27 protein-coding genes are annotated in these 25,552 nt (G+C 50.2%); 24 read left to right on the top strand and 3 right to left on the bottom strand.

What is annotated here, in order from left to right; all coding sequences use genetic code 11:
* Positions 1-11 precede the first annotated feature (11 nt).
* The 16 genes from iscU (at position 12) to ABYT30_RS03485 (ending at position 13,515) form a co-directional block, all read left to right on the top strand.
* Positions 12-398: a Fe-S cluster assembly scaffold IscU gene (gene iscU / locus ABYT30_RS03560; RefSeq protein ID WP_373083263.1), complete on the top strand. Its 387-nt coding sequence runs from the start codon at positions 12-14 to the stop codon at positions 396-398.
* A 36-nt stretch (positions 399-434) separates the two neighbouring features.
* Positions 435-758 (top strand): iron-sulfur cluster assembly protein IscA, encoded by a 324-nt coding sequence (gene iscA / locus ABYT30_RS03555; protein ID WP_373083264.1) that lies wholly within the window; start codon positions 435-437, stop codon positions 756-758.
* Positions 759-784: 26 nt separating this feature from the next.
* Positions 785-1,324, top strand: a complete 540-nt coding sequence (gene hscB, locus ABYT30_RS03550) for a Fe-S protein assembly co-chaperone HscB (protein ID WP_373095233.1) — start codon at positions 785-787, stop codon at positions 1,322-1,324.
* A gap of 40 nt (positions 1,325-1,364) precedes the next feature.
* Entirely contained in the window at positions 1,365-3,224 is a 1,860-nt protein-coding gene (hscA, locus tag ABYT30_RS03545; protein ID WP_373079844.1) for a Fe-S protein assembly chaperone HscA, read from the top strand.
* A gap of 10 nt (positions 3,225-3,234) precedes the next feature.
* Entirely contained in the window at positions 3,235-3,573 is a 339-nt protein-coding gene (fdx, locus tag ABYT30_RS03540) for an ISC system 2Fe-2S type ferredoxin (RefSeq protein WP_373079842.1), read from the top strand.
* A 31-nt stretch (positions 3,574-3,604) separates the two neighbouring features.
* Positions 3,605-3,805: a Fe-S cluster assembly protein IscX gene (gene iscX, locus ABYT30_RS03535; protein ID WP_373079841.1), complete on the top strand. Its 201-nt coding sequence runs from the start codon at positions 3,605-3,607 to the stop codon at positions 3,803-3,805.
* Positions 3,806-3,991: 186 nt separating this feature from the next.
* A complete protein-coding gene (ndk, locus tag ABYT30_RS03530; RefSeq protein ID WP_008248907.1) occupies positions 3,992-4,420 on the top strand; it encodes a nucleoside-diphosphate kinase in 429 nt (142 codons plus the stop codon).
* Between the two features lie 30 nt (positions 4,421-4,450).
* Positions 4,451-5,617 carry a 23S rRNA (adenine(2503)-C(2))-methyltransferase RlmN gene (gene rlmN, locus ABYT30_RS03525; protein ID WP_373079839.1) on the top strand — a complete coding sequence of 389 codons (1,167 nt, stop codon included), beginning with the start codon at positions 4,451-4,453 and terminating at the stop codon, positions 5,615-5,617.
* Between the two features lie 22 nt (positions 5,618-5,639).
* Positions 5,640-6,452 (top strand): type IV pilus biogenesis/stability protein PilW, encoded by an 813-nt coding sequence (gene pilW, locus ABYT30_RS03520; protein ID WP_373079837.1) that lies wholly within the window; start codon positions 5,640-5,642, stop codon positions 6,450-6,452.
* 10 nt (positions 6,453-6,462) lie between these two features.
* On the top strand, positions 6,463-7,257 hold the full coding sequence (locus ABYT30_RS03515) for a helix-turn-helix domain-containing protein (RefSeq protein WP_373079835.1): 795 nt from the start codon (positions 6,463-6,465) through the stop codon (positions 7,255-7,257).
* Positions 7,254-8,366: a flavodoxin-dependent (E)-4-hydroxy-3-methylbut-2-enyl-diphosphate synthase gene (gene ispG, locus ABYT30_RS03510; RefSeq protein WP_373079833.1), complete on the top strand. Its 1,113-nt coding sequence runs from the start codon at positions 7,254-7,256 to the stop codon at positions 8,364-8,366. The genes ABYT30_RS03515 and ispG overlap by 4 nt, the downstream gene beginning before the upstream one ends.
* A 54-nt stretch (positions 8,367-8,420) precedes the next feature.
* Positions 8,421-9,698 (top strand): histidine--tRNA ligase, encoded by a 1,278-nt coding sequence (hisS, locus tag ABYT30_RS03505; RefSeq protein WP_373079831.1) that lies wholly within the window; start codon positions 8,421-8,423, stop codon positions 9,696-9,698.
* 57 nt (positions 9,699-9,755) lie between these two features.
* A complete protein-coding gene (locus tag ABYT30_RS03500; RefSeq protein WP_373079829.1) occupies positions 9,756-10,433 on the top strand; it encodes a YfgM family protein in 678 nt (225 codons plus the stop codon).
* Positions 10,433-11,584: an outer membrane protein assembly factor BamB gene (gene bamB / locus ABYT30_RS03495; protein WP_373079827.1), complete on the top strand. Its 1,152-nt coding sequence runs from the start codon at positions 10,433-10,435 to the stop codon at positions 11,582-11,584. Before ABYT30_RS03500 ends, bamB begins: the two co-directional genes overlap by 1 nt.
* A 52-nt stretch (positions 11,585-11,636) precedes the next feature.
* On the top strand, positions 11,637-13,043 hold the full coding sequence (der, locus tag ABYT30_RS03490) for a ribosome biogenesis GTPase Der (RefSeq protein WP_373079825.1): 1,407 nt from the start codon (positions 11,637-11,639) through the stop codon (positions 13,041-13,043).
* A gap of 76 nt (positions 13,044-13,119) precedes the next feature.
* Entirely contained in the window at positions 13,120-13,515 is a 396-nt protein-coding gene (locus tag ABYT30_RS03485) for a group III truncated hemoglobin (RefSeq protein ID WP_373079823.1), read from the top strand.
* An 85-nt stretch (positions 13,516-13,600) separates the two neighbouring features.
* Here the strand turns inward: ABYT30_RS03485 and ABYT30_RS03480 are convergent, their stop codons facing one another.
* Positions 13,601-14,002, bottom strand: coding sequence for a YbaN family protein (locus ABYT30_RS03480; RefSeq protein ID WP_373079821.1), 402 nt, complete (start codon positions 14,000-14,002; stop codon positions 13,601-13,603).
* Between the two features lie 193 nt (positions 14,003-14,195).
* Between ABYT30_RS03480 and ABYT30_RS03475 the strand changes: the two genes are divergently transcribed.
* The 8 genes from ABYT30_RS03475 to ABYT30_RS03440 all read left to right on the top strand — a co-directional run bounded on the left by ABYT30_RS03475 (position 14,196) and on the right by ABYT30_RS03440 (position 23,002).
* Positions 14,196-15,173 (top strand): Zn-ribbon domain-containing OB-fold protein, encoded by a 978-nt coding sequence (locus ABYT30_RS03475; RefSeq protein ID WP_373095230.1) that lies wholly within the window; start codon positions 14,196-14,198, stop codon positions 15,171-15,173.
* A gap of 1 nt (position 15,174) precedes the next feature.
* Positions 15,175-16,233, top strand: a complete 1,059-nt coding sequence (locus ABYT30_RS03470; RefSeq protein WP_373079819.1) for a thiolase domain-containing protein — start codon at positions 15,175-15,177, stop codon at positions 16,231-16,233.
* A complete protein-coding gene (locus ABYT30_RS03465; protein ID WP_373079817.1) occupies positions 16,233-17,396 on the top strand; it encodes a thiolase domain-containing protein in 1,164 nt (387 codons plus the stop codon). The genes ABYT30_RS03470 and ABYT30_RS03465 overlap by 1 nt, the downstream gene beginning before the upstream one ends.
* A 208-nt stretch (positions 17,397-17,604) precedes the next feature.
* The gene (locus ABYT30_RS03460) at positions 17,605-19,236 is read left to right on the top strand and encodes an acyl-CoA synthetase (protein ID WP_373079816.1); all 1,632 of its coding nucleotides are present in this window, start codon (positions 17,605-17,607) and stop codon (positions 19,234-19,236) included.
* 118 nt (positions 19,237-19,354) lie between these two features.
* Entirely contained in the window at positions 19,355-20,176 is an 822-nt protein-coding gene (locus tag ABYT30_RS03455; RefSeq protein ID WP_373079814.1) for a crotonase/enoyl-CoA hydratase family protein, read from the top strand.
* Positions 20,177-20,296: 120 nt separating this feature from the next.
* Positions 20,297-21,448, top strand: coding sequence for a CaiB/BaiF CoA transferase family protein (locus ABYT30_RS03450; RefSeq protein WP_373079812.1), 1,152 nt, complete (start codon positions 20,297-20,299; stop codon positions 21,446-21,448).
* A gap of 1 nt (position 21,449) precedes the next feature.
* Entirely contained in the window at positions 21,450-22,124 is a 675-nt protein-coding gene (locus ABYT30_RS03445) for a nitroreductase (RefSeq protein WP_373079810.1), read from the top strand.
* Positions 22,125-22,237: 113 nt separating this feature from the next.
* On the top strand, positions 22,238-23,002 hold the full coding sequence (locus ABYT30_RS03440; RefSeq protein ID WP_373079809.1) for an enoyl-CoA hydratase-related protein: 765 nt from the start codon (positions 22,238-22,240) through the stop codon (positions 23,000-23,002).
* Between the two features lie 108 nt (positions 23,003-23,110).
* Here the strand turns inward: ABYT30_RS03440 and ABYT30_RS03435 are convergent, their stop codons facing one another.
* Complete coding sequence (locus ABYT30_RS03435; protein ID WP_373079807.1) at positions 23,111-23,518, bottom strand: response regulator; 408 nt, start codon at positions 23,516-23,518, stop codon at positions 23,111-23,113.
* The gene (locus ABYT30_RS03430; RefSeq protein WP_373095227.1) at positions 23,515-25,449 is read right to left on the bottom strand and encodes a CHASE domain-containing protein; all 1,935 of its coding nucleotides are present in this window, start codon (positions 25,447-25,449) and stop codon (positions 23,515-23,517) included. Before ABYT30_RS03430 ends, ABYT30_RS03435 begins: the two co-directional genes overlap by 4 nt.
* Between the last annotated feature and the right edge of the window lie 103 nt (positions 25,450-25,552).

Below are 25,552 nucleotides of genomic sequence, written 5' to 3'. Positions count from 1 at the left end.
AGGACGAGATCATGGCCTATAGCGAAAAAGTACTCGATCACTACGAGAATCCACGCAATGTCGGTAAATTCGATGATAGCGCGGATGAAATCGGCACCGGTATGGTCGGCGCGCCGGCTTGCGGTGACGTAATGCGCCTGCAGATCAAGGTGAATGAACAGGGCATAATTGAAGATGCCAAGTTTAAAACCTACGGTTGCGGCTCGGCGATTGCGTCTAGCTCCCTGTTAACTGAGTGGGTTAAGGGTAAGACTCTTGACGAAGCGGCGCAGATTAAGAACACCGAAATCGCTCAAGAGTTGGCGCTGCCACCAGTGAAAATTCACTGTTCAGTGTTGGCCGAAGACGCGATCAAGGCCGCGGTTGCTAATTACCGCGAGAAAAAAACCGTATCTTGAATTAGGTACCAGTGAGTAGATATTAGGGGAGAGTGCATGCCAGTTTCAGTAAGCAGTGCAGCGGCTAGTCATATAAAGAAGCAAATGCTCGGTCGTGGCCGGGGTTTGGGTATTCGCATTGGCGTGCGGACTTCTGGCTGCTCCGGCATGGCCTATGTATTGGAATTTGTCGATGAACCCCAAGCCGAAGATCAGGTCTTCGAAAAAGACGGGGCTTCAGTGTATATCGACCCTAAAAGCATGGTTTATTTAGATGGTACCGAGCTGGATTATGTAAAGGAAGGCCTTAACGAGGGGCTGAAGTTTAATAATCCCAATGTGTCGGCGGAGTGTGGCTGCGGTGAGAGCTTTACCGTTTAGCGGCCTTGCTGGCTGGCCATAAACTTATGTCTGTATTTAATCCTCAAGAAAATTATTTCGCGTTGCTGGGCGTGCCTGAAACCTATGAGGTTGCGATACCCGAGTTAACGAGCAGCTACCGAGCGTTGCAGCGCGAAGCCCATCCCGATCGCTTCGCCAATGGCTCCGAACGCGATTTACGTTTGGCGGTGCAACAGTCCTCGTTCATCAATGAAGCCTATGAAACCCTAGTTTCGCCTACGCGGCGTGCCGCTTACTTGTTGAAATTGGCGGGGGTAAATAGCGATATGTCGTCAACTACCTTCCAAGACCCTGAATTTCTTATGCAGCAAATGCAGCTTCGTGAGGAACTTTCGGAATTGCACGATGCTAGCGATCCAGAGCAAGCGCTTGACGTGTTTTATCGCGATTTAGATGAGGCCGCTAGCAAACAAAAGCAGGCATTCTCACAATCCTACAATCAAAAGCAGTTCGACATAGCTATTGCGGCTTACGCCAAACTTCAGTTTCTAGAAAAACTGCGCAGTGAAGCTGAGTTGAAAGAGAGCGAGTTGCTCGATTACTGATATTAAGGCGTGAAAATCGCCGGGAGTTCAGAAACCCCTTATGGCCTTGATGCAAATTTCAGAACCCGGACAAACCCCTGAGCCGCACCAGCGTAAACTCGCGGTGGGGATTGATTTGGGGACCACTAATTCGCTGGTCGCCAGCGTGCGCAATGCTCATGCTGTTACCTTGGCCGACCTTGATGGTGAGCATTTACTACCCTCGGCGGTACACTACACTGAGGCGGGTGAAACAATGGTTGGTGCAGCGGCATTGGCGGCTGCAAGCGAGGACCCGCGCAATACGCTTTTATCCGTTAAGCGATTTATGGGGCGCTCTTATGCTGATTGCTCGACCGCTGCGGGTGCTAAAATGTTGCCCTATGAGTTGCTGGATCAAGGGCAAGATATGGTCAAGATCCGCACTCGTGCTGGTGATTTATCGCCGGTACAGGTATCCGCGGAAATTTTGAAAAGTCTTGCTCGTCGCGCAGAAGAAACCTTAGGCGGCGAGCTAACTGGCGCGGTGATTACGGTGCCGGCGTATTTCGATGACGCGCAGCGCCAAGCGACCAAGGATGCGGCCAAAATTGCTGGTATCCACGTACTGCGCTTACTCAATGAGCCAACCGCTGCGGCTGTGGCATACGGCCTTGATCAGCAAGATGAAATGGCCATCGCTGTTTTTGACTTGGGTGGCGGGACTTTCGATATTTCTGTACTGCAGCTTACCAAGGGCGTATTTGAGGTGCTGTCTACGGGTGGCGACTCGGCCTTGGGCGGTGATGACTTCGATCACGCCATTGCAGATTGGTACGTTGCCGCGACGGGTTTGCAAGATCTGGATATGTTTCAGCAGCGCAGCTTATTGACGGCTGCGCGCAAAGCTAAAGAAGCCCTAAGTGATGCAAATGCGGTTGATGTGGTATTGGGTGAGATACGGGAAAGCCTAAGCCGCGAACAGTTTAATACATTGGTTGACCCATTAATTGACACTGCTATTCGAGCCTGTAAACGCGCTTTGCGCGACGCTAAATTACGCAGCGCAGACATCGCCAATGTTGTAATGGTTGGTGGCTCCACGCGGGTACCGCGAGTGCGGGAACGTGTGGCAGAGTGGTTTGGGCGTGAACCATTGGTGGATTTAGACCCCGATCGAGTCGTGGCCTTGGGGGCCGCTCTGCAAGCAGACCAGCTCGTTGGTAATCGCAGTGGCGATGAAATGTTACTTCTCGATGTGATACCGCTGTCACTCGGCATAGAGACGATGGGTGGGCTGACTGAAAAAGTAATTCACCGCAATACCACTATTCCGGTGGCGATGGCGCAGGAATTTACTACTTTTAAAGATGGTCAAACGGCCATGGCCATACATGTGGTGCAGGGCGAGCGTGAGTTGGTTGAAGATTGTCGCTCATTAGCGCGATTTGAATTGCAGGGTATTCCACCGATGGTGGCTGGCGCGGCGCGTATCAAAGTTAAGTTTCAAGTTGATGCCGATGGCCTATTACAAGTATTTGCTACCGAAGAGAGTACTGGGGTTGAGAGTCATATTGCGGTTAAGCCCGCCTACGGTCTGAACGACACCGATATCGCAGATATGCTCAAGTCCTCTTGGGAGGCGGCGGCGACAGACAAAGATGCCCGCGCCTTGCGTGAGCAGCAAATTGAAGCGGAGTCTTTATTGCAGGCATTATCCGCAGCGCTGTTGCAAGATGGCGAGGCGATGCTCAGCGAAGCCGAGCAGCAGGATTTACTGGCTAAAATGGAAGTCCTGCATCACGAGCGTGAACACGGCTCGGTGGCGAGTATTGCTAAACATATCGAAATTGTTGGCAAGGCCAGTGAGCTGTTTGCCGAGCGGCGCATGGATGCCAGTATTAACCAAGCACTCGCCGGCCGGCGGGTAGATGAATTGTAAGGAAGCCACGATGCCACGCATCATAGTATTGCCAAATGAAACGCTGTGCCCTGAGGGTGACGTACTGGAAGCCACTAGTGGTGAAACCATTTGCGACGTTATGCTCGCCAATGGTATTCACATCGAGCACGCCTGCGAAAAATCCTGTGCATGTACGACTTGCCACGTGATTGTTCGGGAGGGCATAGAGTCCCTGGACGAGGCGGATGAGCTAGAAGAGGATATGTTAGATAAGGCGTGGGGTTTAGAGCCTGACTCTCGGTTGAGCTGTCAGGCTGTAGTGAGTGATCGTGACTTGGTGGTCGAAATTCCCCGCTACACTATCAATATGGTGTCTGAACAACATTAAAGGCCCGTTGGGCGCAAGAGAGAGGCTTAATATGGGGCTTAAATGGACAGATGTGCTGGATATTGGCATCGAATTGGCGGAGAAATACCCCGATGTTGACCCAACTTACGTAAATTTCGTCGATTTGCGGCAGTGGGTGATGGAGTTGGAGGATTTCGATGACGATCCAAAGCGCAGTGGTGAAAAAGTTTTGGAAGCCATTCAAGCCGCCTGGCTCGACGAGCAAGACTGAAGCCTCGGTGGGGCGGGGGACTATTTCTGGTAGAAAAACCATTCTAGGCCGAAACCCCTGTCATATCCCGCTGTCTGAGCCTCACTCGCGTACCTATTTGCCTCTAATACGCGTATAATTCGACGATTTTTCGCGCCGGGTAAATTTTACCCGTTGTTATTGTTCTACTTTTTTGGAGAAAGACCGATGGGCGTTCAACGCACCCTTTCCATTGCCAAGCCTGATGCCGTTAGCAAAAACGTTATTGGTGAAATCTACAGCCGTTTTGAAAAAGCCGGTTTACGTATTGTTGCTGCCAAAATGCTGCGTTTGAGCCGTGACCAAGCCGAAGGCTTTTACGCTGAGCACAAGGGCCGTCCCTTCTTCCCAGCATTGATTGATTTCATGACTTCTGGACCTGTGACAGTACAGGTTTTGGAAGGTGAAGGCGCTGTACTGAAAAACCGCGATCTAATGGGCGCAACTAACCCTAAAGAAGCGGCAGCTGGCACCATTCGCGCTGATTTCGCTGAATCAATCGATGCCAATGCGGTACACGGTTCAGATTCAGAAGAATCTGCAGCGCGCGAAATCGCCTTCTTCTTCGCTACCAGTGAGCTGTGCGACCGCGTTTAAGCACGTCCACACTCATTGCAGGGCACGATAATGGCAGCAGTAAATCAGACCGAAACCACCGAGCTTGTGCAGCAGCCCCGAGTAAATTTACTCGGCATGTCGCGCAAGAATATGGAAGCTTACCTCAGTTCCATTGGTGAAAAGCCATTTCGTGCCCAGCAGATCCTCAAGTGGATTCACCATTCGGGGATCGACAATTTTGATGAAATGACCAATCTCGGCAAACCCTTGCGGGCAAAGCTTCAGGAGCTTGCCGAGATTCGTCCCCCCACTGTAGTAAAACAGCTCGACTCTATTGACGGCACCCGTAAATGGGCGGTGGAAGTTGGTGGCAATAATCTGGTCGAAACCGTATTGATACCGGACGGCCAGCGCGGCACGCTGTGCGTCTCGTCCCAAGTGGGTTGTAGTCTAGATTGCAGTTTCTGTGCAACGGGCAAGCAGGGGTTTATGCGTGACCTTACTGCCTCAGAAATAATAGGGCAGGTGTGGTTGGCGATTAAATCCTACAATGGGTTTAATAATGGCAATAAGCGCATTGTGACTAATGTGGTCATGATGGGCATGGGGGAACCATTACTCAATTTCGATAATGTGGTTGAGGCTATGAGCCTCATGCTCGACGACTTTGGTTACGGTTTGTCGAAACGCCGGGTTACCCTGAGTACTTCTGGGGTTGTGCCCATGCTCGATAAGCTCGGTGAGGTTTCCACGGTTTCCTTGGCTATTTCGCTGCACGCACCAAATGATGCCTTGCGCAATCAGCTGGTGCCTATCAACAAAAAATACCCTATTGCTGAATTGCTGGCCGCTAGTAAACGCTATATTGCCAAGCAAGAAGATACCCATCGTGTTGTCACTATTGAATACACCTTAATTGCGGGGGTGAATGACAGTGTGGAACACGCTAAAGAACTGGCTGAGGTATTGCGGGACTTGCCGTGTAAAGTAAATTTAATTCCCTTTAATCCGTTTTCTTTGTCGAACTATAAACGCCCAAGCAATAATGCAGTGAATCGTTTTTGGCTTGCAATGACAGAGGCCGGTTATGTAACGACCGTGCGCACGCCGCGCGGTGATGATATTGATGCCGCTTGCGGCCAATTAGCCGGTCAGGTTCAAGATCGCACGAAACGTAGTGAGCGCCACCGTCAAAAGGCAGAATCAGAGTTAGCACAGCCAATTCGTCTAGTTTAATTTTCATTAGGGAGCGTACTGCATGTCGTGGTTAAAAATAAAAGGCATCACCGTATTAGCCCGGTTTTTTCTCGCTGTGTTGTTGATGATATCAATGCAGGCGTGTGTGACGACCAAAAGTGGTGGCTTTGCGTCTAAAGCCGATGAGCAAAAAGCCTTTGAGACCTCTCTGCAGCTGGCGCGAAACTATATTTCCCAGGGCAATTGGAATCAGGCTAAGCGTCATTTGCAGTATGTGGAAGAAAAGGACAAGAATAATCCGGAAACCCTAGAGGCTCTTGCGCTGGTATTTCAGAATACCGGGGAGCTGGAAATGGCTGAAAAATACTATCAGCGCTCGATTGCCATGGCACCAAAGGTATCTCGGGTACGTAATAATTACGCGGCTTTTTTGTATGCCCGGGGCCGCTACGCAGAGGCTGCAAGCCAGCTTGAAGTTGTGGTTCAGGAATTGCTTTATGAAAAGCGAGTAGAAGCTTTTGTTAACCTCGGTCGTTGTTATATGCAGCTTGGGGAGTTGCCCAAGGCGGAAGCGGCATTTAAGCGTGCCTTTCTGATGCAGGGCGACGACGCCAATGTGCTAATGTCCTTAGCTGAAGTGTATTTCCGCATGGGCCGCTTTGCCGAAGCCCAGCGTTACTACGATGCGTTTCGCACTAAGAATGTCAATCAATCCGCAAGCGCGTTGTGGCTAGGGATTCGACTAGCAGACAAGTTTGACGACAAAAACACCCATGCGAGCTTTGCCCTGGCACTTAAGAATTTATACCCTAAATCTGAAGAGTATTTATTGTATAAAGCTTATATCCAGCAAAGTAACGGTGGCGGCCGTTAAGGAACTTTAAATGCCGGGAAAAGATGACTACTACCCGGGACCACCGGGTTCAGTTTTGTATGAAGCGCGGATAAGTGCTGGCAAGTCTGTGCTCGAAACTGCTGAAGCATTGAACTTGCTCAATAGCTATGTGGAAGCGCTGGAAAACAATGACTACTCGCGGTTTAACTCGCCGCTGTTTGCACGTGGCTACATTAAAAGTTACGCCCGCTATATGGGCTTAGATGAAGCGCCACTTCTAAATGATTGCGATCGTATTTGTCGGCGGGAAGAGGTGAATAAAGAGCAACAACCAGTTCGCCCACAGGGAATCGCCAAGGCTCCTGGGAACGCGCCACTGATAACTGCATTACTTATTTCACTTGTTATTTGGCTCGTTGCAGTGTGGATTTACGGCGGCAAGCCTGAGCCTGAGCTGGCAATAAATGTGTTAACTGAGCGCTTTGACCCTTTAAAGACCATCAATGTCGAACCGTCTTTAGGCGAGGTTTTACTGGGCTCTGAAAGTGCGATGAGCAAGCTTGTTACACCTTCCGAGCAGCCGCCAAAGGGCGACGGTACACCGGCGGTAGTGAAGTTTGAGTTTTCAGAGGCCGTATGGCTAGAACTGCGGGATTTTCACAATAACGTCGTGGTGAGTGGTGTGCAGGAAAAAGGCGAAAAATTACGTTTTGACGTGCAGGGGCCGGTGACGATTAATATGGCGTATTGGCCGGCGGTTAGTAGTGAATATAACGGTCAAAAAATAGAATTAAAGACTTTGGTAAATAGTAACGCAGTGCGTGTACAGGTAGGTGAATTATGAAAATGGCTTCTCCGATAAAGCGTCGAGTATCTCGGCAGATTCATATCGGTAATGTTGCCGTGGGCGGCGATGCACCGATTTCTGTGCAGAGCATGACCAATACCGAAACCTGTGATGTCGACGCCACGGTTGCCCAAATTAAGCGCTTAGAAGCGGCCTGCGCCGATATAGTTAGGGTTTCTGTGCCGAGTATGGAAGCGGCGGAAGCGTTTCGCGAAATACGTAAACAAGTGTCGGTGCCCTTGGTTGCTGATATTCATTTTGATCATAAAATTGCAATTAAAGTCGCCGAATACGGCGTGGATTGCCTGCGTATTAATCCAGGTAATATTGGCCGGGAAGATCGAGTTCGGGCTGTTATTGACGCCGCCAAATACCATAATATCCCGATTCGAATCGGTGTGAACGCGGGTTCCTTAGAAAAAGAATTGCAGCGCAAATATGGCGAGCCAACACCTGAGGCCCTGGTGGAATCCGCAATGCGCCATATCGATATTCTCGATAAGCTGGACTTTCAAAATTTTAAACTTAGCGTCAAAGCTTCGGATGTGTTTATGGCCGTCGCCGCCTATCGGCAGATCGCCAGTCAAATCGATCAGCCATTGCATTTGGGAATTACCGAGGCGGGAGGCTTGCGTGGCGGCACAGTTAAATCGGCTGTCGGCCTTGGTCTATTGCTAATGGACGGTATTGGCGACACCATTCGAGTGTCCTTAGCGGCAGACCCTGTCGAGGAAGTGAAGGTTGGTTATGAGATATTAAAAAGTCTCAAACTGCGCACCAAGGGTATCAACTTTATTGCCTGTCCGAGCTGCTCACGGCAGAATTTTGATGTTATCAGCACAATGAATGAACTGGAGGCACGCCTCGACGATGTGACCATTCCCCTTGATGTGGCGGTGATAGGTTGCATCGTAAATGGTCCCGGCGAAGCGAAAGAAGCCGAGATTGGTTTGACCGGCGGCACGCCTAATAATTTAGTCTATGTGGCGGGTAAGCCTGATCACAAAGTGAAGAACGAAGGCTTGGTGGATCATCTTGAAAAATTGATTCGAGAGAAGATCGCCGTTAAAGCAGAACAGGAAAAAGACCTTATAGCGCGCAGCTAAGGCTTTTTGCATTTATTTAGCAGTGCTGCGGAAGCGGCAAAACAGGAATCAGTTTTGGCACGTATACAATCAATTAGGGGTATGAACGATATTCTGCCCACAGAAACACCGTTGTGGCAGTACCTGGAAGGTCGCATTCGGGATGTGCTCAGTCGCTATGCCTATAGTGAAATTCGTTTCCCGATTGTTGAGCACACCGAGTTATTTAAGCGCTCTATCGGCGAAGTAACCGATATTGTCGAGAAGGAAATGTATACCTTCGCAGACCGTAATGGCGATAGTCTAACGCTGCGACCAGAGGGTACCGCCAGCTGTGTGCGGGCCTGCGACCAGAATGGCTTGCTACACAACCAGATTCAAAGGCTGTGGTACACCGGCCCAATGTTTCGCCACGAGCGTCCCCAGAAAGGTCGGCTGCGTCAGTTTCATCAAGTTGGCGTCGAGACCTTCGGCATGGTTGGGCCAGATATTGATGCTGAGTTGATATTGCTTAGTGCGCGGTTGTGGCGAGAACTTGGCATCACTGACGCGCTAACTCTCGAGCTAAATAGTATTGGTAACGCTGAGTCGCGCGCAAATTATCGACAGGCCTTAGTGGATTACTTGGCGGGTTTTAAAGACGATTTAGATGAAGACAGTCTGCGTCGCCTCGAGACCAATCCGTTGCGGATACTCGATACTAAAGATCCGAAAACCAGAGAAATATTGCTGGCTGCGCCTGTGCTTGCAGATTACCTCGATGAGGTGTCGCGCAGCCATTTTGACGGCTTGTGCGCGCGCCTTGACGCTGCGGGAATTAGCTATAAGCTCAATCCCCAATTAGTGCGTGGACTGGATTATTACGGTCTGACAGTGTTTGAATGGACCACAGATAAATTGGGTGCCCAAGGTACGGTATGTGCTGGCGGTCGCTATGATGGTTTGGTGGAGCAATTAGGCGGTAAGCCAACGCCAGCTGTTGGCTTTGCCATGGGAATTGAGCGTCTGTGTTTACTGCTTGAGACCTTAGCGGTAGCGCCGGAAATGCCAGCTTTAGCGGATGTGTTTATTGTCTCCGTTGGTGAGGGCGCTGAGATTGCAGCGCTGAGTTTGGCCGAAGTCTTGCGCAGTGCGCTGCCGACGGCTCGAGTGCTAATAAATTGTGGTGGCGGCAGTTTTAAAAGCCAATTTAAAAAGGCTGATAAGAGCGGCGCTAGAGTGGCAATTGTGCTAGGCGAAGATGAATTGGCGCGTGGCCAAGCGGCGGTAAAATCATTGCGTGGTGCCCAGAGTGAGCAGCAGTTGGTAGCTATAGCTGAGTTACCTGAATATATTAGTAAACATTTTTTTTAAACGCTTCATTTTAAAATACTATTTTTAAGGCACTGCCTACGTCGGAGAGGAAGTTAAGTGGAAACGTTTCGTACAGAAGAAGAACAAGTCGAAGCCATTAAAAGATGGTGGCAGGAAAACGGCAAGTCGACGGTTTTTGGTATTGGCTTAGCACTGGCGATGGTGTTTGGTTGGAAGGGATGGCAAGGGCATGTAAAAGATCAAGCCGCCCAAGCTTCAGCTGTTTTTGACAATTTAATGGTTGCGGATGCCGCAGTGCAGCGCGACGGAACGAGTCGAAGCACTGCTGAACATTTGGCAAATACTTTAAAAGATCAGTATGGCAATTTGAGTTACGGTCAGTTTGCCGCCTTATATAAGGCGAAATACGCTGTGCAAGATGGCGAACTCGACGCTGCGGTAGCGGAGTTGGAATGGGTGCTTAAGCAGGGGCCAGAGCCAGTGTTGAAAGCCCAAGCCCAAGTTCGTCTCGCGCAAGTGCGCTATGCGCTGAATGATTATCCTGCGGCTTTGGCATTGTTAGATGATGTAGCTGGAACGGGCTATGGCGCCCAAGCAGCAGAGTTACGTGGCGATATTTTATTTGCTCAGGGTGATAAATCCGCAGCCTTAACGGCGTATAAGCAAGCTAAAGTTATAGCGCAAGAGCAGGAAGTGCCGAGTAATAACGCGCTGTTGGATTTGAAAATCAGTGATTTAAGCGTTGCCGTTTCTACTGAAAAAGGAACTAACTAATGGTCTTAATTCGCAAGCTCAGTCTCGTGCTAGCTACACTTATGGTTGTTGCCTGTGCCTCGGACCCGACCAGCCGTGAACCCGCCAGACTCACTGACTTTCAGGCTGAGAAGAAACTGAAAGAAGCTTGGTCTTACTCATTAGGCGATGGTCAGGCGGAAGCCTACCACCGCATTACGCCGGTTATAGATGGCGAAGAGATCTTTGTTGCCTCGTCCAATGGCAAAATTGCAGCCTTGAACAAAGTGACCGGTAAAAAAATCTGGAAAAAATCTCACGATTTACGCATATCCGGTGGCGTTGGTGTATCTGGCACCATGCTTTTTGTCGGCACTTCAGACGGTGAAGTGGTCGCGCTAGATCGACTGACAGGGCAGATCATCTGGACTGCGCCAGTGAATAGTGAAGTGCTCAGCGCGCCACAAAGCGACGGTGAGGTTGTTGTTGCCCAAACTTATAGTGGTGAGGTTCACGGTTTTAGCGCCAGCGACGGCAAGTCGCTTTGGACTTACTCTTCACAAGTACCGCGGCTTACCTTGCGCGGCACCAGCACGCCAAAAATCGTGCGTAGCGTAGTCATGGTTGGTTTTGCCAATGGCCGAGTTGTTGCCTTTGATATCGAGAATGGCGCGGTGCGTTGGGAACAGCGGATTTCTGTTCCTCAAGGTAGCACTGAAATTGAGCGTTTAGTGGATGTCGATGGTCGCCTATTGGTGTTGGAAGATGGTCAAACTGTGATAGCTACCGGCTATCAAGGCCAAATTATGGCAATTGATATTGGTAGCGGTCGTCCACTCTGGGGCAAGGAAACCTCTAGCTATGTAGGCGCAGCCAGTGCCTTGGGCAATATCTATGTCGTCGACGCCGATGGCAGCATTAACGCACTTGACGGCAATGGTCAGGGCGCACGTTGGACTCAGACAGTATTGGCCCGTCGCGAACTAACCGAGCCGGTCGCCTTTGATGGCGCGATTGGTGTGGGGGATTTCGAAGGCTATTTACATATGTTGGCACAAGTTGATGGTCATTTGATTGCGCGTACTCGGGTTGATAGTGACGGTTTACGCGCGCCAATGATTGCCGATGGTAAATTATTGTACGTCTACGGAAATAGCGGTGAACTTGCCGCCTATAAACTGCAAGACCTTTGATTTGTTGATTAGTTTTATACCGGCATAGTGCCGCGCAGAGTTGTAAAATATTATGGTTCCAGTAATCGCCTTGGTAGGCCGACCCAATGTCGGCAAATCAACTCTGTTTAACCGGCTAACGAAAAGCCGTGATGCATTGGTGGCTAATTTCCCCGGTCTCACCCGCGACCGCAAGTATGGCGAGGCCAGTCATGGCAATCGTCGCTATATCGTTATTGATACCGGTGGTATCAATGGCGATGAAGAAGGCATAGACGGCCCGATGGCGCAGCAATCAATGCAGGCCATTGATGAGGCTGATGCCGTATTGCTTATGTTGGATTCCCGCGCCGGCTTAATGCCGGCTGATGAAGGCTTGATCAAGCACCTGCGCAGTTGTTCTAAACCTGTATTCTTTGTAGCCAATAAAGTCGATGGCGTTGACGCCGAAGTGGCGAAGGCTGAGTTTTACAAAACCGGCGCGGAACATATCTACCCTTTAACCGCCACTCAAGGTAAGGGCGTGCGCGCCTTAATGGATGATGTGCTGGCTAAGTTTCCCCAAGAGGCGGAAGACAAGCAGGCCTCGCTGGCGACGGGTAAAAAAATTGCGGTAGTCGGCCGGCCTAATGTGGGTAAATCCACCTTGGTTAACCGCATGCTTGGGGAAGACCGTGTTGTGGTCTACGACCAGCCGGGTACGACGCGAGACAGTGTATACATAAACTACCAGCGCGAGGGTGAAGATTACACGCTGATCGATACGGCGGGTATTCGTAAACGTAAGCATATCTCCGAAGCGGTAGAGAAATTCTCTATTGTTAAAACGCTTAAGGCGATAGACGACGCGCATGTTGTTATTCTCGTGATGGACGGCCGCGAAAGCATCGTTGATCAAGATTTGCATTTGCTTGGCCAAGTAGTCGATTCTGGGCGTGCGGTGGTCGTCGCAATCAATAAGTGGGACGGCCTCACCGCAGATCAGAAAAATCATATCAAAAGTGAATTAGATCGCCGTTTACAGTTTATTGATTTTGCTGAGATTCACTTTATCTCCGCGCTGCACGGTACTGGTGTCGGCCATCTTTATGAATCAGTTGAGAAAGCCTATGAATCGGCTACTCGGCAATTACAAACTCGTATGCTCACCACTATATTGGAAGGCGCGGTACACGGTCATTCACCACCAATGATCAATGGCCGCCGTATTAAATTACGCTACGCCCACCCCGGTGGACAGAACCCGCCGATCATCGTTATTCACGGAAACCAGACTGAAAAAGTCCCCGCTAGCTATACGCGTTATTTGGAAAAGGTATTCCGTCGTGAATTGAAGATGATGGGCACGCCTATCAAAATTGAGTATAAAACCTCAGAAAACCCCTTCGAAGGCAAAAAGAACGTGCTCACTAAAAGGCAGATTGAGCACAAGCAACGCCTGAAGACATTTACAGCGAAAAAGTCTCGCAAGAAGAAGTAAGTTGCAGGGCTATTTTTAGCCGCAATCGGAGCTTAGGCTGTGAACCTTAAGCTCCTAGCTTATATCTAAATCTATTATGTCTGAATCTCCAGTAAATACGCGCAAGCCTGATCTCGATAGCCCTGAGCATATCGCGGCTTTTGTCGAGGCCTTCTACGCTCGTCTGCTAGGCGATCCGGGCTTGGCCCCGATATTTATTGATGTGGCCAATATCGACATCGCTGAACACTTCCCTCGTATCAAAGCGTATTGGCAAAAACTGCTACTGGGCGACAATGAGTATCAGCGCCACACCATGAATATACATCGGCAGTTACATGGCAAACAGGCCTTGCGGGCAAGTGACTTCGAACAGTGGCTGCACTATTTTATAGTGACGGCTGATGAGAACTTTAGCGGTGAAAAGACCGAGCGTGCCAAGCGCGTAGCGAGCAGTATCGCTGCGAATATGGCTAAGGCTTTGGACGTCTGACGTCTGGAAGGAAAGCCTTTACGTCCGACGTCCGACGTCCGACCTCAGACACCCGACGCTTTTAGCCTCTCCCGTCCCGCAGTCGTCACTCCTGCGGCTCCGGCAGCCTAATAATATAAACCGAAACCGCCCCCGCAATAATAATCATCGTCACTGAAACCCACATAATCTTTACGATTAAAAAAGCGCTACTCAAAATCATAATCCACAGCATGCAGAGTATTAGCGCTTTAATGCGTCGTGGAATGCCCTGACCGTCCAAAAAATAGCGAATATAGCGGCCCCACCAGCGGTGCTCGGTCAGCCAGAAGTAAAAACGCGGTGAACTGCGTAAAAAGCAGGCCGCGCTAAGCAGTAAAAAAGGCGAGGTAGGCACGACAGGTAGCAGCAGACCAATCATGCCAAGTGCAAAGGAAACCCAGCCCAGGGTGAGCAGCGCATACCGAATAATGGGGTTGCGGTGTTGGTAGGGGGTTTTTGCGGCCATTATCGATCCTATAAGTTTGGATGATCGTTTTTGTCAGCGACTTGATCAGCAGCGACATTGTCTGTTTTTGGTGGCCCAGAGATACTCCTTCTAGAATATCTCATTCTAGACGAAGCTGTTGTAACAACAGTGATTGTTAGCAATCTAGGCACGCGTCGGAATTTATCGTATTTAACCGTGAAGGAGAAATCAGATGGCTGAATCGGCTGAAGTGCTTAGCCAGGCCTTTACCCTCGGGTATACCTATACCCGTTCGACAGGGCCAATTGTCGGTCAGTTCCTGACCTCATTGCGTGAGCGCAAAATGGTAGGTATTAAAGCCAGTGATGGCAAGGTACTTATGCCCCCTGTTGAGTTTGATCCGGTCAGTGCTGAGGCCCTGACTGAATTTGTCGAGCTTCCGGACAGTGGTGTAGTAAAAACTTGGTGCTGGGTAAGTCACCCCCGTAAAGCGCATCCCTGTGATAAGCCTTTCGCGTGGGCAATGATCCAGCTCGACGGCGCTGATACCCCTATGCTGCACTGGGTTGACGCTGGTGACGAGGCTGCAATGAGCACCGGCATGCGTGTCAAAGTGCGCTGGGCCGAGGAAACCAAGGGGCTAATGGCCGATATCAATGGCTTTGTACCGGAAGCGGTAGCCCTGCTGGGTGAGTTAAAACCCAATGACGCGACCGATCCCATTACCGGCATGGAAGCGCCAATCTACCTTACCTATAACTTCACGGCGGGCAAGGCGACGGCGCAGTATTTACACTCCATTAAAAAAGGCCTATTGGTAGGTCAGCGCTGCCCAAATTGCCGCAATGTTTATATTCCTCCGCGTGGCTCCTGTGCAGCCTGTGGCGTACCAACGGTCGAAGAAGTCGTGCTTGGCAATAAAGCCACAGTGGAGTCCTTTACCATTGTTTATATCCCAATTCCTGGCAACCCGATCAAGCCCCCGTATGTTATTGCTAATTTGGTCTTGGACGGCGCAAATTTAAGCTTCTTACACTTGCTCAGTGAATGTAAAAACGAAGATGTGCGTATTGGTATGCGGGTTGAAGCCGTGTGGAAACCTGAGGAAGAGTGGGGCTACGCCATGGAAAACATCAGATATTTCAAGCCGATCGACGAGCCGGATATGGCGGTTAGCGATATCGGTAAATTAATTGAAGAGGGCAAATAAGATGCGTGATGTTGCGATAGTTGCCTTTGCGCAATCCCAATGCCAGCGCGATGCAGGGGCGCAAAACGAAGTAGAATTAATAATGCCGGTGCTGCAGGAAGTTTATAAGCAGGCTGGGATCACCAATGCCCAAGATGTCGACTTTACTTGTTCAGGTAGCTGCGATTACCAGCAGGGCGCGGCGTTCGCTTTTGTTTCTGGCGTCGATGCGCTAGGCGCGGTGCCACCAATAAAAGAATCACACGTTGAAATGGACGCGGCGTGGGCCCTTTATGAGGCTTGGTTGAAAATTCAAATGGGCAGCGCGGAGTCGGCCTTACTTTATGGTTTCGGTAAGTCCTCGCCCGGTGAATTGCCAATTGTTCTGTCTCAACAGTTAGACCCCTACTACCTAGCGCCGCTGTGGGTAGATACGATTGCGTTTGCGGCCATGCAAGCGCGTACTATGTTGGATTCGGGCGATATTACTGAAACTGATATGGCCGAAGTCGTCGCTCGTTCGCGTAATAATGCGCTGAGTAATCCCTATGCCCAGCTAAAAAGTGATGGTGATGCGACGAGTCTATTGGCTGAGCCAATGTATATGTCGCCGCTGCGTCGTCATGACTGCTGCCCAATCTCTGACGGCGCCTGCGCAATGATAATCTGCACTGTCGAAAAGGCCGAAGAGTGGGGTAAGCCCTATGCAGTGATAAAAGGCATTGATCATCGTATTGAAACGCATCACATCGGTTCGCGTGACTTAAGCCGTTCAGTATCAACTGAAATTGCTGGCGAAGCCGCTGGCGTGAGCAACGGTCCAGTCGATGTCGCAGAACTTTATGCGCCCTTTAGTCATCAGGAAATTATTCTCAAGCGAGCCTTGGGGCTGAGTGAGGAAACTGTGATAAACCCCTCTGGTGGCGTGTTAGCAGGGAATGTGATGATGGCGTCGGGCTTGTCTCGTATTGGTGAAGTCGCTATGCGAATTATTCGTGGCGAAGCTAAGCGCGGTGTTGCTCATGCCACCTCAGGGCCTTGCCTGCAACAAAACTTGGTTACCGTATTGGAGGCGAAATAATGGCCCAGTTAGCAGCGGTTGTTGGCGTAGGCCAAACTAAATATAAGACGAAACGCAAAGATGTATCTATTGCCGGCTTAGTGCGCGAGGCGGCTATCGCCGCACTTGAGGATGCTGAGCTGACATGGGATGACATTGATGCCGTTATTCTCGGCAAAGCGCCGGATATGTTTGAAGGCATTATTATGCCTGAGCTGTATCTCACTGATGCCCTAGGGTGTAACGGTAAGCCTATGCTGCGGGTACATACTGCTGGTTCGGTAGGCGGCTCTACTGCCATTGTGGCGGCTTCTTATGTGCAGAGCGGCGTGTTTAAACGCATATTGACTGTCTCATTTGAAAAACAGTCCGAGTCAAACGCGATGTGGGCGTTGTCTAACCCTCAGCCATTTTCGCCGCATTTAAATGCCGGTGCTGGTGGTTATTTTGCGCCAATTATTCGTGAATATATGCGTCGCTCAAACGCGCCCTATGACGCGGGCATTAAAGTTGCGGTGAAGGATCGTTTGCACGGTGCTAAAAACCCCCTGGCGCATTTGCAGCTGCCAAATATCACGATGAAAGAAGTAGAAGACAGCCCCATGCTGTGGGAGCCGCTGCGCTTTTTGGAAGCGTGTCCTTCCTCTGATGGTGCGTGTGCAATGATTATTGCCAATGAAGATTTGGCTGCGAAGTCGCCTCGTAAACCTGCATGGATTCGCGGTACCGCGATGCGCTCTGAGCCCACCATGTATGCCGGTCGCGAGCAGGTTAATCCTCAAGCTGGTATCGACTGCGCCAAAGATGTTTACGCCCAAGCGGGGATTCATAACCCTCGCAAAGACCTTGATTGCGCTGAGGTTTATGTACCTTTCTCTTGGTACGAACCAATGTGGTTGGAAAATCTTGGCTTTGCCGATGTCGGTAAGGGTTGGGAGTTAACCATGAGCGGCGCGACCTCGTTAATAGAGGGTGGCGATATTCCCTGGAATTGCTCTGGTGGGGTATTGTCGTCAAATCCGATCGGTGCGTCCGGTATGATTCGCTTCGCAGAAGCAGCTCAGCAAGTGCGCGGTGAAGCGCATGGGCATCAGGTCGATGGCGCTAAAACGGCCCTAGGGCATGCCTATGGCGGTGGTGCGCAATTCTATGCGATGTGGGTTGTGAGTGCTGATAAGCCTTAATCCTATGTGTTAATAACGCTGGCCCAGGACCTCGTCTCTTGGGAGGATGGTCACCGCCAGCGCTGATTGCTACATTGGGCTTTTTTGAGTACACGTATCGTGGCTGTTGATCGACGTCAGAAATGTCTTGATCGACGGCTGCGGTAGCAATCACACAAAACTGCAGGGCGCGGCGACGTACCGCCTGAAAATAAGAAGGGACTGGCTTATGGGAATGCACTTTAATCTTGCTGATTTATTCGAGGCGGTTGCCGACAAGGTTCCAGAGCGCGAGGCACTGGTTTGTGGTGACCGGCGCAGCAGCTTTGCTGCGTTAGATGCGGGCGCCAATCAAATGGCCCACTATCTCGCGGCACAGGGCGTAAAAGCCGGTGATCATGTCGGTTTGTATATGTATAACTGCAGTGAGTATCTGGAAGCGATGCTCGCCTGTTTTAAAATTCGTGCAGTGCCTATTAACGTAAATTATCGCTATGTTAAAGACGAGCTACTGTATATTTTTGATAACGCCGACATGGTGGCGTGTATCCACCATCGCGAATTTATTCCCGCCATTGCTGAAGTGCGTGATGCGGCTAAAAAGCTGAATATCTTTGTCTCGGTGGCCGACGAAACCAATGAAGACTTGTCTCTTATTGGTGCAGTCGATTATCACAAGGCTACCGAAGCCCAGAGTAAGGCGCGTGATTTTGGCGAACGCGCTGACGAGGATTACTTTATTCTCTATACCGGCGGCACTACAGGTATGCCAAAGGGCGTAATGTGGCCCCACAAGAATGTATTCTTTGCGGCGATGGGTGGCGGTGGTCACTTCTCGCCACTGGGGCCATGCGAAAAGCCTGAGGACATTCGTGAGCGCGTGATGGAAAACCCTTTGCGCGGCATCGCCTTAGCGCCATTGATGCACGGCGCTTCGTGGTGGTACGCCTGTATTCAATTACTGGCCGGGAATACCTTGGTTCTGAATCACAATCGCTCTTTTGATGGTGAACAAGTTTGGCAAATTGTTGCCGATGAGAAAGTGCATGCGGTCCAGATAGTTGGTGACGCTATGGCTATTCCGCTGTTGGACAGCTTGGCGGCAAATCCAGATCGCTGGGATTTATCCAATGTATTTAATGTTGGCTCTGGTGGTGCGATTTTCTCTGAGGCCAAACAAGACGCCTTTAAAAAGTTTTTCCCTAATGTTTTTATCACCAATGCCTTTGGCTCCTCTGAGGGCGGCCAAATGGGTATGGACAATGGCAGTAAAAAAACCGCTTCCGGTTTGGGGAATGTCAGCCGAACTGATTATATGGATGTCATTGTTGAGGAAGAGGGCAAGGCACCACGCCATGCCGAATTGGGAGAAACCGGTATTTTCGCCCGCGCGGGTTATATCCCAATGGGCTATTACAATGACCCCGTTAAAACCGCTAAAACCTTCTTGGAAGTGGATGCCAAGCGCTGGTTGCTGACTGGTGACGCCGCCAAGCTTGAGGACGATGGCTCAATAACTGTATTTGGTCGTGGCTCTAACTGCATCAATAGCGGCGGAGAGAAAATCTTCCCAGAAGAAGTTGAAGTTGCACTTAAAGCGCATGAGGGAATTTTTGATGCCCTTGTGGTCGGGCTTGCTGATGACCGATGGGGCAGTCGTGTTAGCGCCGTCATTCAAGCTCGAGAAGGCGTAACGCTGGATTTAAATAATGTGCAAGAACACTGCCGTAAACATATCGCGGGCTATAAAGTCCCCCGCGAAATACACCTTATTGAAGAGCTGCCACGTGCGCCAAGCGGCAAGCCGGATTACAAAACAGCTAAGGCCTTTGCTGAGAGCGGTAAAGGCGCCGTAGCGTAGGCGGGAGAGGCTTGACGGGAGACGGTAGACGCTGAGCTTAGAAGAAGCTCACATGGCCATCGGGTTTTGCGTCTCCTATTTCCCGTTCAGCATCTAGCAATAATAAAACGGAGTGAATATGCCAACAGAATTAAACATCAGCACCAAACACTGCCTGGTTGAACAAGAGGGCAATGTATTAATTGTGACCTTGAATCGTCCTGAGGCTAAAAATGCCTTTAGTTCAGAAATGCTGCTTGGCATGTACAAGGCGTGGCGCTTATTAGACGAAGACGACAATCTCTATTGCGCTATTATCACCGCCAAGGGTGATACCTTTAGCGCCGGTATGGATTTAAAAGTCGGTCCCGATGGCGACCAAGCCACCGCTGAAGAATTCATGACGATTATGGCCACGGTACCTAATGTGCACTGGCAGGCCTTGCTGCGCGAAAATCGCCCATGCAAGCCTATTATTCTGGCGGTAGAAGGCTTTGCGCTGGCCGGTGGTACCGAGATACTGCAAGGCACCGATATTCGCGTCGCAGCGGAAGACGCCATCTTTGGCGTTACCGAAGTGGCTCGAGGCCTATACCCTATGTCGGGCTCAACTATTCGCCTGCGTAAGCAAATTCCCTACTGCATTGCGGCAGAAATATTGCTCACTGGTGATCGTGTCAGCGCCCAGCAGGCATTGGAGTTTGGCTTAATCAACCGGGTGGTGCCCAAGGGTGAAACCCTGAATGAAGCCAAGAAATTTGCCGCAAAAATTTGCGCTAACGGCCCCTTGGCTGTGAAAGCAGTGGTGCGCTCGCTGCGTGAGCACACAGAGCACCTCAGTGAAGATGAAGCCATGCAAAAGTCAGATGAACTAGCTGGCCCAGTATTCGCGTCTAAAGATGCCAAAGAAGGTATGCGTGCTTTTAAAGAAAAGCGTCCAGCGGTATTTAAGGGCGAGTAAGGCTTGGTCTGGCGTCGGATGTCTGAAGTCCGACGCAATTCGTCTGGCGCGTAATATTTTGCGTGTTTTGCCACCCGACGTCAGACGCCCGACGTCCGACTCAACCGAAGGTTTTCTCCAATGTCCGGCCCCCTAAGCGGTATCCGCGTTATTGAAATGGCAGGCATCGGTCCTGCTCCCTACGCCTGTATGTTATTGGCAGATCTGGGCGTCGAGGTTATTCGTGTGGACCGAGCCAGCGGTGGTGGAATGGGTGATAACCCCGGCGATGTAACGGCGCGGGGGCGGCAATCTATTGCCCTTGATCTCAAAAAGCCTGAGGCGGTCGATATTGTATTACAGCTCCTAGAAACCGCCGATGTGCTTATTGAATGTTTCCGTCCCGGTGTCATGGAAAAGCTGGGGCTAGGACCGGAAGTGTGTGCTCAGCGCAATAAGCGCCTAGTCTATGCGCGAATGACTGGCTGGGGACAGGATGGCCCGCTGGCCACAACCGCCGCCCACGACCTTAATTACATTGCTATAACCGGAATGCTCGACAGCTTTGGCAATGCCAATGAGGCGCCGCCCGTGCCCCTCAACGTGATTGGCGATTTGGGCGGCGGCTCGATGTTCTTGCTGCTGGGAATATTGTCGGCTTTATTGGAGCGGCATCAATCTGGGCGCGGTCAAGTTATCGATGCGGCTATCTGCGACGGCGCAATTTCATTGCTAAGCACTATTCACGGACTCAAGGGCATTGGCTTTTGGGAGAACCAGCGCGAGCAAAATTTACTGGATGGCGGCGCGCCGTACTACCGAAATTATCTCTGTAAAGATGGTCGATCGGTGTCCGTAGGCGCAGTAGAACCTCATTTTTATGCACAGTTGCTCGACAAGCTCGAGCTTGATTTTGGGGGGACAGACTACCTCAATCAAATGAACAAAGCGGCTTGGCCTGAGCGCAGAGCGGCGATGGCAGCGCGTTTTTTAGAGAAAACGCGCGAAGAGTGGTGTGATGTTTTTGCGGGTAGCGACGCCTGTTTTGCACCGGTCTTAGATCTTGATGAGGCAGAGACCTATCCCCATAATCAGCATCGTCAAAATCTCGTGCGCCGTGACGGCGTTTTGCAATCGGCACCCGCGCCGCGGTTTTCGCGCACGCCGGGTGAACTCAAACACGGCCCCATAGCAGAGGGGCAAGACTCCCGCGCACTGTTACAACAGCTCGGCTTTGATGTATCGGCAATTGCAGAGCTATTGGCGAACGGCGCAGTAAAACAGGCAGATTAAGATGGCAGACTCAGCAGCGATATTTTCAGCAGTAGTACAGCAGCGCCGCTCGGTGCGCAGCTTTTTACCTGCGCAAGTAAACCGTGCAATATTGGAGGCAGTATTTGCCACTGCGCAACAGGCGCCCTCCAACTGCAACACCCAACCTTGGCAGGTCGCTGTGGCGAGTGGCGAGAGTATTGAGCGCTTACGCAATAAAATTCCGCAGGCGTTTAATAGCGGCGCCTGGACAATGGATTTTCCCTACGACGGAAAATACGCCGGTGTTTATAAAGAGCGGCAATACGCCGCCGCTGCAACACTGTATGGCGCAATGGGTATTAGCCGCGATGATAAAGCGGCCCGTAACGAACAATTTGCTAATAACTTTACTTTCTTTGGTGCGCCCCACGTCGCTTTTCTCTTCTTGCCTGATGGCTTCGGTCTGCGTGAAGCCGCTGACTTGGGTATGTATGCCCAAACCCTCATGCTTAGCCTCACTGCCCATGGCCTAGCCAGCTGTCCGCAAACTGCCTTGAGTTTTAACTGCGACTTGGTGCGTGAGCAGCTGGGTATCGACCCCAGTAATAGGCTTTTATTTGGACTGTCCTTCGGCTATGAAGACAACAGTGACCCAGTGAATAGCTGCCGAACAGAGCGGGCGGCCTTGGCCGACTGTGTGCGATTTTATGATTAAGGCTGGCTTTGTCGGACGTCCGACGTCAGACGTCTGACGCAAAATTCAGAACCTGTGCGTTGTGATAACACGGCGCCATGTCATATTAAAACAAACCCAAATTGAGGCCCTCAATGAGCGACACCGTACTACAACAACTCGACGACGATGGCGTATTGCTATTAACCCTCAACCGGCCCAAGAGAAAAAACGCCTTTAGTAATGAGCAGTGGCTGGCGTTTCGAGATGCCTTAATTGCCGCTGGAGAGAATCCCGCAGTTGCCTGTGTGGTCATCACTGGGGCAGGCAGCGATTTTTCCTCCGGGGTCGACCTCAATGATTTTTCAGAGTCAGATGGCGAGCATCCCTTTGCGATATCGGCAAAAGCGTTGGTGGATTTCGATAAGCCAGTTGTGAGTGCCGCCTGTGGTGTTGCCGTTGGTGGCGGCGCTACCTTATTGCTGCATACCGATGTGATCTATGTTGGCGAGAGTCTGCGTTTACGCTTCCCCTTTACCGCATTGGGTTTGGTGCCAGAGTGGGGCAGTAGCTACCAATTACAAGCCATTATTGGTGCGCGTAAAGCTGCAGAACTCATGTATACCTCAGAGTGGATTAATGCCGAACGCGCAGTCAGTTTAGGTATTGCCACGGCTCAGTTTAGTGATGAGGAGGTTCTTACCAAGGCGATGGAAAAGGCGCGGGAAATTGCTCAATGGCCGGTCAACTCACTTGTTGAAACCAAAAAGTTAATGCGCAATGTGCACCGCGCTGCCATTCATTCTGCTATGGGTGGCGAAACTGAGGGCATGGCGCGTTTGGCGGGTAGCCCGGAAAATATCGAAGCCGTTATGGCGATTATGGAAAAGCGTAAGCCTGATTTTAAGCAATTTAGATAATGCGCTAATGAAAACGACTAGCCGGCAGGCGCCAGCGTATGTGGTGTGCCGCTTGTGGCGGTATATGGCAGAATTATCATGGGTAAAGCGAAGGGGTTATAGGGAAGCCTAAGAAAAATAGTCCTCGACGATACCTTGTAACTTATCTGCGGAAAGCGGCTTGCTGCAATACGCGGTTACAGAAGCGTGTGACTCTGCGCGTTCATGGTCGATGGGGTTCACTGACGTAGATAGTATGATAATCACCGGGTGGCGGGAGTCTTGGGGAACTATGGCTTCATAGCGCTCAAGAAACTCCCAACCATCAATAACGGGCATATTGATATCTAAAAAAATTAAGTCTGGCAGGCGCTGGCCTTTTTTTATTGCGTCGGAAATAGTATCCAGCGCATCGCTGGCTTGGCTATAGCTGCTTATTGCTTTACAGACTTTTGCTTTTTCGATAATCATCTGATGATAATAATTATCGGCGCCACTATCGTCGACTAATAGAATTTTTTCAAGTTTGCCGGTCATAGTATAATTACCTTGGGAATGGTGAAACAGAAGGTGCTACCCTTGTTTAAACTTGAATCCACCCAAATTTTTCCGCCATGTAAATTAACTACTTTTTTACAGTTGGCTAGACCTATGCCGCTGCCGGGGTAGGTGTCTTGGCTGTGTAGTCGTTTAAATATCATAAAAATCTGATCGAGATATTCAGTTTCAATGCCGATGCCATTGTCGCTGACAGTAAAGCACCAGTCCTTACCCTTATCAACGCAGGCTATATTTAATTGTAATTGAGTGTCAGCCTTCTTGAATTTAAGTGCATTGCTAATAAGGTTTAGGAATAGCATATGCAACTCGGTTTCGTAGCCGCTAATAGTGGGCAGGGAGCCGACACTGATGTTGGTGAGTTGGGCGTCAATGGCGGCGTCTAAATCGGCAATGACGTGAGTTACGAGTGTATTGCAGTTGACTTGAGTGAGGGTCGGCGCGCGGCCAATTCGACTGTAAGACATCAGGCCAAAGACTAAATTACGCATGCGCTCGGCGGCTTCGCTAATAAATTTAACGGAGAGCAATACTCGCTCACTTTGTTCTGTACCGGCGAGCTCTTCCTCTAGAAGTTCACTGAAATTACTTAATGTGCGTAATGGCTCCTGAAGGTCGTGGGACGCGGCAAAGGCAAATTGAGCTAACTCTTCATTGGAAGTTTCAAGGCGCGAAACTGATTTTTGCAATTCTTGGGCTTTGTGTTGATAGCTTTCGGACATTCGCTCGGCAAACATTAGGGCGCGCCGGTTTGCTCGTGATAGAAGTAGAAATAAACTTAGGAGCATGGTGTCGATTAAGATACCACCAATGAGAATTAACATTGGTTGAGCGTTTTGGGTTTCTTTGCGAAACGCGTTAGTTGACCATACATTGATATTCCACTGTCGTCCGTAAACGTCGATGGCGTAGGTTTTTTTGAATTGCGGATTTGGGTCGAAGTCTATTTCATTTTTTTTGTTTTCGTCATAGAGATATTCGCCATTGTCACTAATGCTAATGCCAACTTGGCGGCGATTCTTCTCTAGTGTGCCTCGCATGAGCTTGTGCACCACAAACGGCGCATAGACCATGCCAGCAAATTGATTGCGGCGTTCCTCGAGACTATCGGTTTTTAAATTATCGTAAAAAGGTGCGTAAAATAAGAAGCCGGGAGTTTTCTCGGCATCTTGCACCAAAATTATTGGGCCTGTAATTTGTGCTTCACCGGTATCTCTTGCTTTTAAGGCGGCGGTTAAGCGATTGGTCTCGTGGGCGACATCGAGGCCCACCGCCGCTAAATTGTCAATTTCTGGTTCGATATAACTTATGGGGAGTAAGTAGCCGTTATTGTGTTGGGGGTGAATTCTGTAGTTTGGCCGCATTTGGCGTTGCTGCTGAAGATAGGTATTGAGCTTTTCGCCAGGGACATTGTGGATAACGCCAATACCGTTGATGCCTTTATATTTCACCGGTAGGTGCAGTTCGGTAGCAAATACTTGCCACTGCTGCTTGTTCATGTCGCCGTTGTGGGAGCTGATGGTTGCCACGCCCGACCAGAGTGCGTCTTCGTACTTTTGTAGGCGCTCTGAAATCAAGGTGATGACTTGGTCTGCTTCACGGCTAAAGCGGTTTTCGATTTTCTCCTGTACCTGCACGCGCGAGTATTGCCAAACGCCTAACGTTAGCAGTAGTGATAGGCTGACCACCAACCAGTGAAACCAATGGAGGCCACCCGCTTTTTGAAGGACATGTTGCTCGGTGAGAATGGCGACCTGATCTGTTTCGTGGGTGTCCGTATTACTCATAGGGTGCAGAAATAACCAGTTGTAGGCAAAAGCCTTAGGCTCGTTGTTGATGGCGTAGGGCTTTTTGCCAGTATTGATTTTCAGGTAACCGTGCCGAAAGTGTGTTTCAAATAATTGAACCACATAGATACTACGATATTTCGTCAGGGTTGCAGACAGTATAGGTAGCTAATGACGAGGCTGCTACTCTGTTCGTAGCAAATCAATGAGAAGAGGCGAGGGCAGC

The organism is Zhongshania sp., from assembly GCF_041623545.1.
In the GTDB taxonomy this organism is placed as follows: Bacteria; Pseudomonadota; Gammaproteobacteria; order Pseudomonadales; family Spongiibacteraceae; genus Spongiibacter.
The sequence above is the reverse complement of the archived record's forward strand: the minus strand, read 5'-3'. Positions and strand labels throughout refer to the sequence as shown.

What these genes read in the sequence shown, in the direction of transcription:
- iscU (WP_373083263.1), top strand. Translation starts at nt 12, where the DNA reads ATGGCCTATAGCGAAAAAGTACTCGATCACTACGAGAATCCACGCAAT.
- iscA (WP_373083264.1), top strand. Translation starts at nt 435, where the DNA reads ATGCCAGTTTCAGTAAGCAGTGCAGCGGCTAGTCATATAAAGAAGCAA.
- hscB (WP_373095233.1), top strand. Translation starts at nt 785, where the DNA reads ATGTCTGTATTTAATCCTCAAGAAAATTATTTCGCGTTGCTGGGCGTG.
- hscA (WP_373079844.1), top strand. Translation starts at nt 1,365, where the DNA reads ATGGCCTTGATGCAAATTTCAGAACCCGGACAAACCCCTGAGCCGCAC.
- fdx (WP_373079842.1), top strand. Translation starts at nt 3,235, where the DNA reads ATGCCACGCATCATAGTATTGCCAAATGAAACGCTGTGCCCTGAGGGT.
- iscX (WP_373079841.1), top strand. Translation starts at nt 3,605, where the DNA reads ATGGGGCTTAAATGGACAGATGTGCTGGATATTGGCATCGAATTGGCG.
- ndk (WP_008248907.1), top strand. Translation starts at nt 3,992, where the DNA reads ATGGGCGTTCAACGCACCCTTTCCATTGCCAAGCCTGATGCCGTTAGC.
- rlmN (WP_373079839.1), top strand. Translation starts at nt 4,451, where the DNA reads ATGGCAGCAGTAAATCAGACCGAAACCACCGAGCTTGTGCAGCAGCCC.
- pilW (WP_373079837.1), top strand. Translation starts at nt 5,640, where the DNA reads ATGTCGTGGTTAAAAATAAAAGGCATCACCGTATTAGCCCGGTTTTTT.
- ABYT30_RS03515 (WP_373079835.1), top strand. Translation starts at nt 6,463, where the DNA reads ATGCCGGGAAAAGATGACTACTACCCGGGACCACCGGGTTCAGTTTTG.
- ispG (WP_373079833.1), top strand. Translation starts at nt 7,254, where the DNA reads ATGAAAATGGCTTCTCCGATAAAGCGTCGAGTATCTCGGCAGATTCAT.
- bamB (WP_373079827.1), top strand. Translation starts at nt 10,433, where the DNA reads ATGGTCTTAATTCGCAAGCTCAGTCTCGTGCTAGCTACACTTATGGTT.
- der (WP_373079825.1), top strand. Translation starts at nt 11,637, where the DNA reads ATGGTTCCAGTAATCGCCTTGGTAGGCCGACCCAATGTCGGCAAATCA.
- ABYT30_RS03485 (WP_373079823.1), top strand. Translation starts at nt 13,120, where the DNA reads ATGTCTGAATCTCCAGTAAATACGCGCAAGCCTGATCTCGATAGCCCT.
- ABYT30_RS03480 (WP_373079821.1), bottom strand. Translation starts at nt 14,002, where the DNA reads ATGGCCGCAAAAACCCCCTACCAACACCGCAACCCCATTATTCGGTAT.
- ABYT30_RS03475 (WP_373095230.1), top strand. Translation starts at nt 14,196, where the DNA reads ATGGCTGAATCGGCTGAAGTGCTTAGCCAGGCCTTTACCCTCGGGTAT.
- ABYT30_RS03470 (WP_373079819.1), top strand. Translation starts at nt 15,175, where the DNA reads ATGCGTGATGTTGCGATAGTTGCCTTTGCGCAATCCCAATGCCAGCGC.
- ABYT30_RS03465 (WP_373079817.1), top strand. Translation starts at nt 16,233, where the DNA reads ATGGCCCAGTTAGCAGCGGTTGTTGGCGTAGGCCAAACTAAATATAAG.
- ABYT30_RS03460 (WP_373079816.1), top strand. Translation starts at nt 17,605, where the DNA reads ATGGGAATGCACTTTAATCTTGCTGATTTATTCGAGGCGGTTGCCGAC.
- ABYT30_RS03455 (WP_373079814.1), top strand. Translation starts at nt 19,355, where the DNA reads ATGCCAACAGAATTAAACATCAGCACCAAACACTGCCTGGTTGAACAA.
- ABYT30_RS03450 (WP_373079812.1), top strand. Translation starts at nt 20,297, where the DNA reads ATGTCCGGCCCCCTAAGCGGTATCCGCGTTATTGAAATGGCAGGCATC.
- ABYT30_RS03445 (WP_373079810.1), top strand. Translation starts at nt 21,450, where the DNA reads ATGGCAGACTCAGCAGCGATATTTTCAGCAGTAGTACAGCAGCGCCGC.
- ABYT30_RS03440 (WP_373079809.1), top strand. Translation starts at nt 22,238, where the DNA reads ATGAGCGACACCGTACTACAACAACTCGACGACGATGGCGTATTGCTA.
- ABYT30_RS03435 (WP_373079807.1), bottom strand. Translation starts at nt 23,518, where the DNA reads ATGACCGGCAAACTTGAAAAAATTCTATTAGTCGACGATAGTGGCGCC.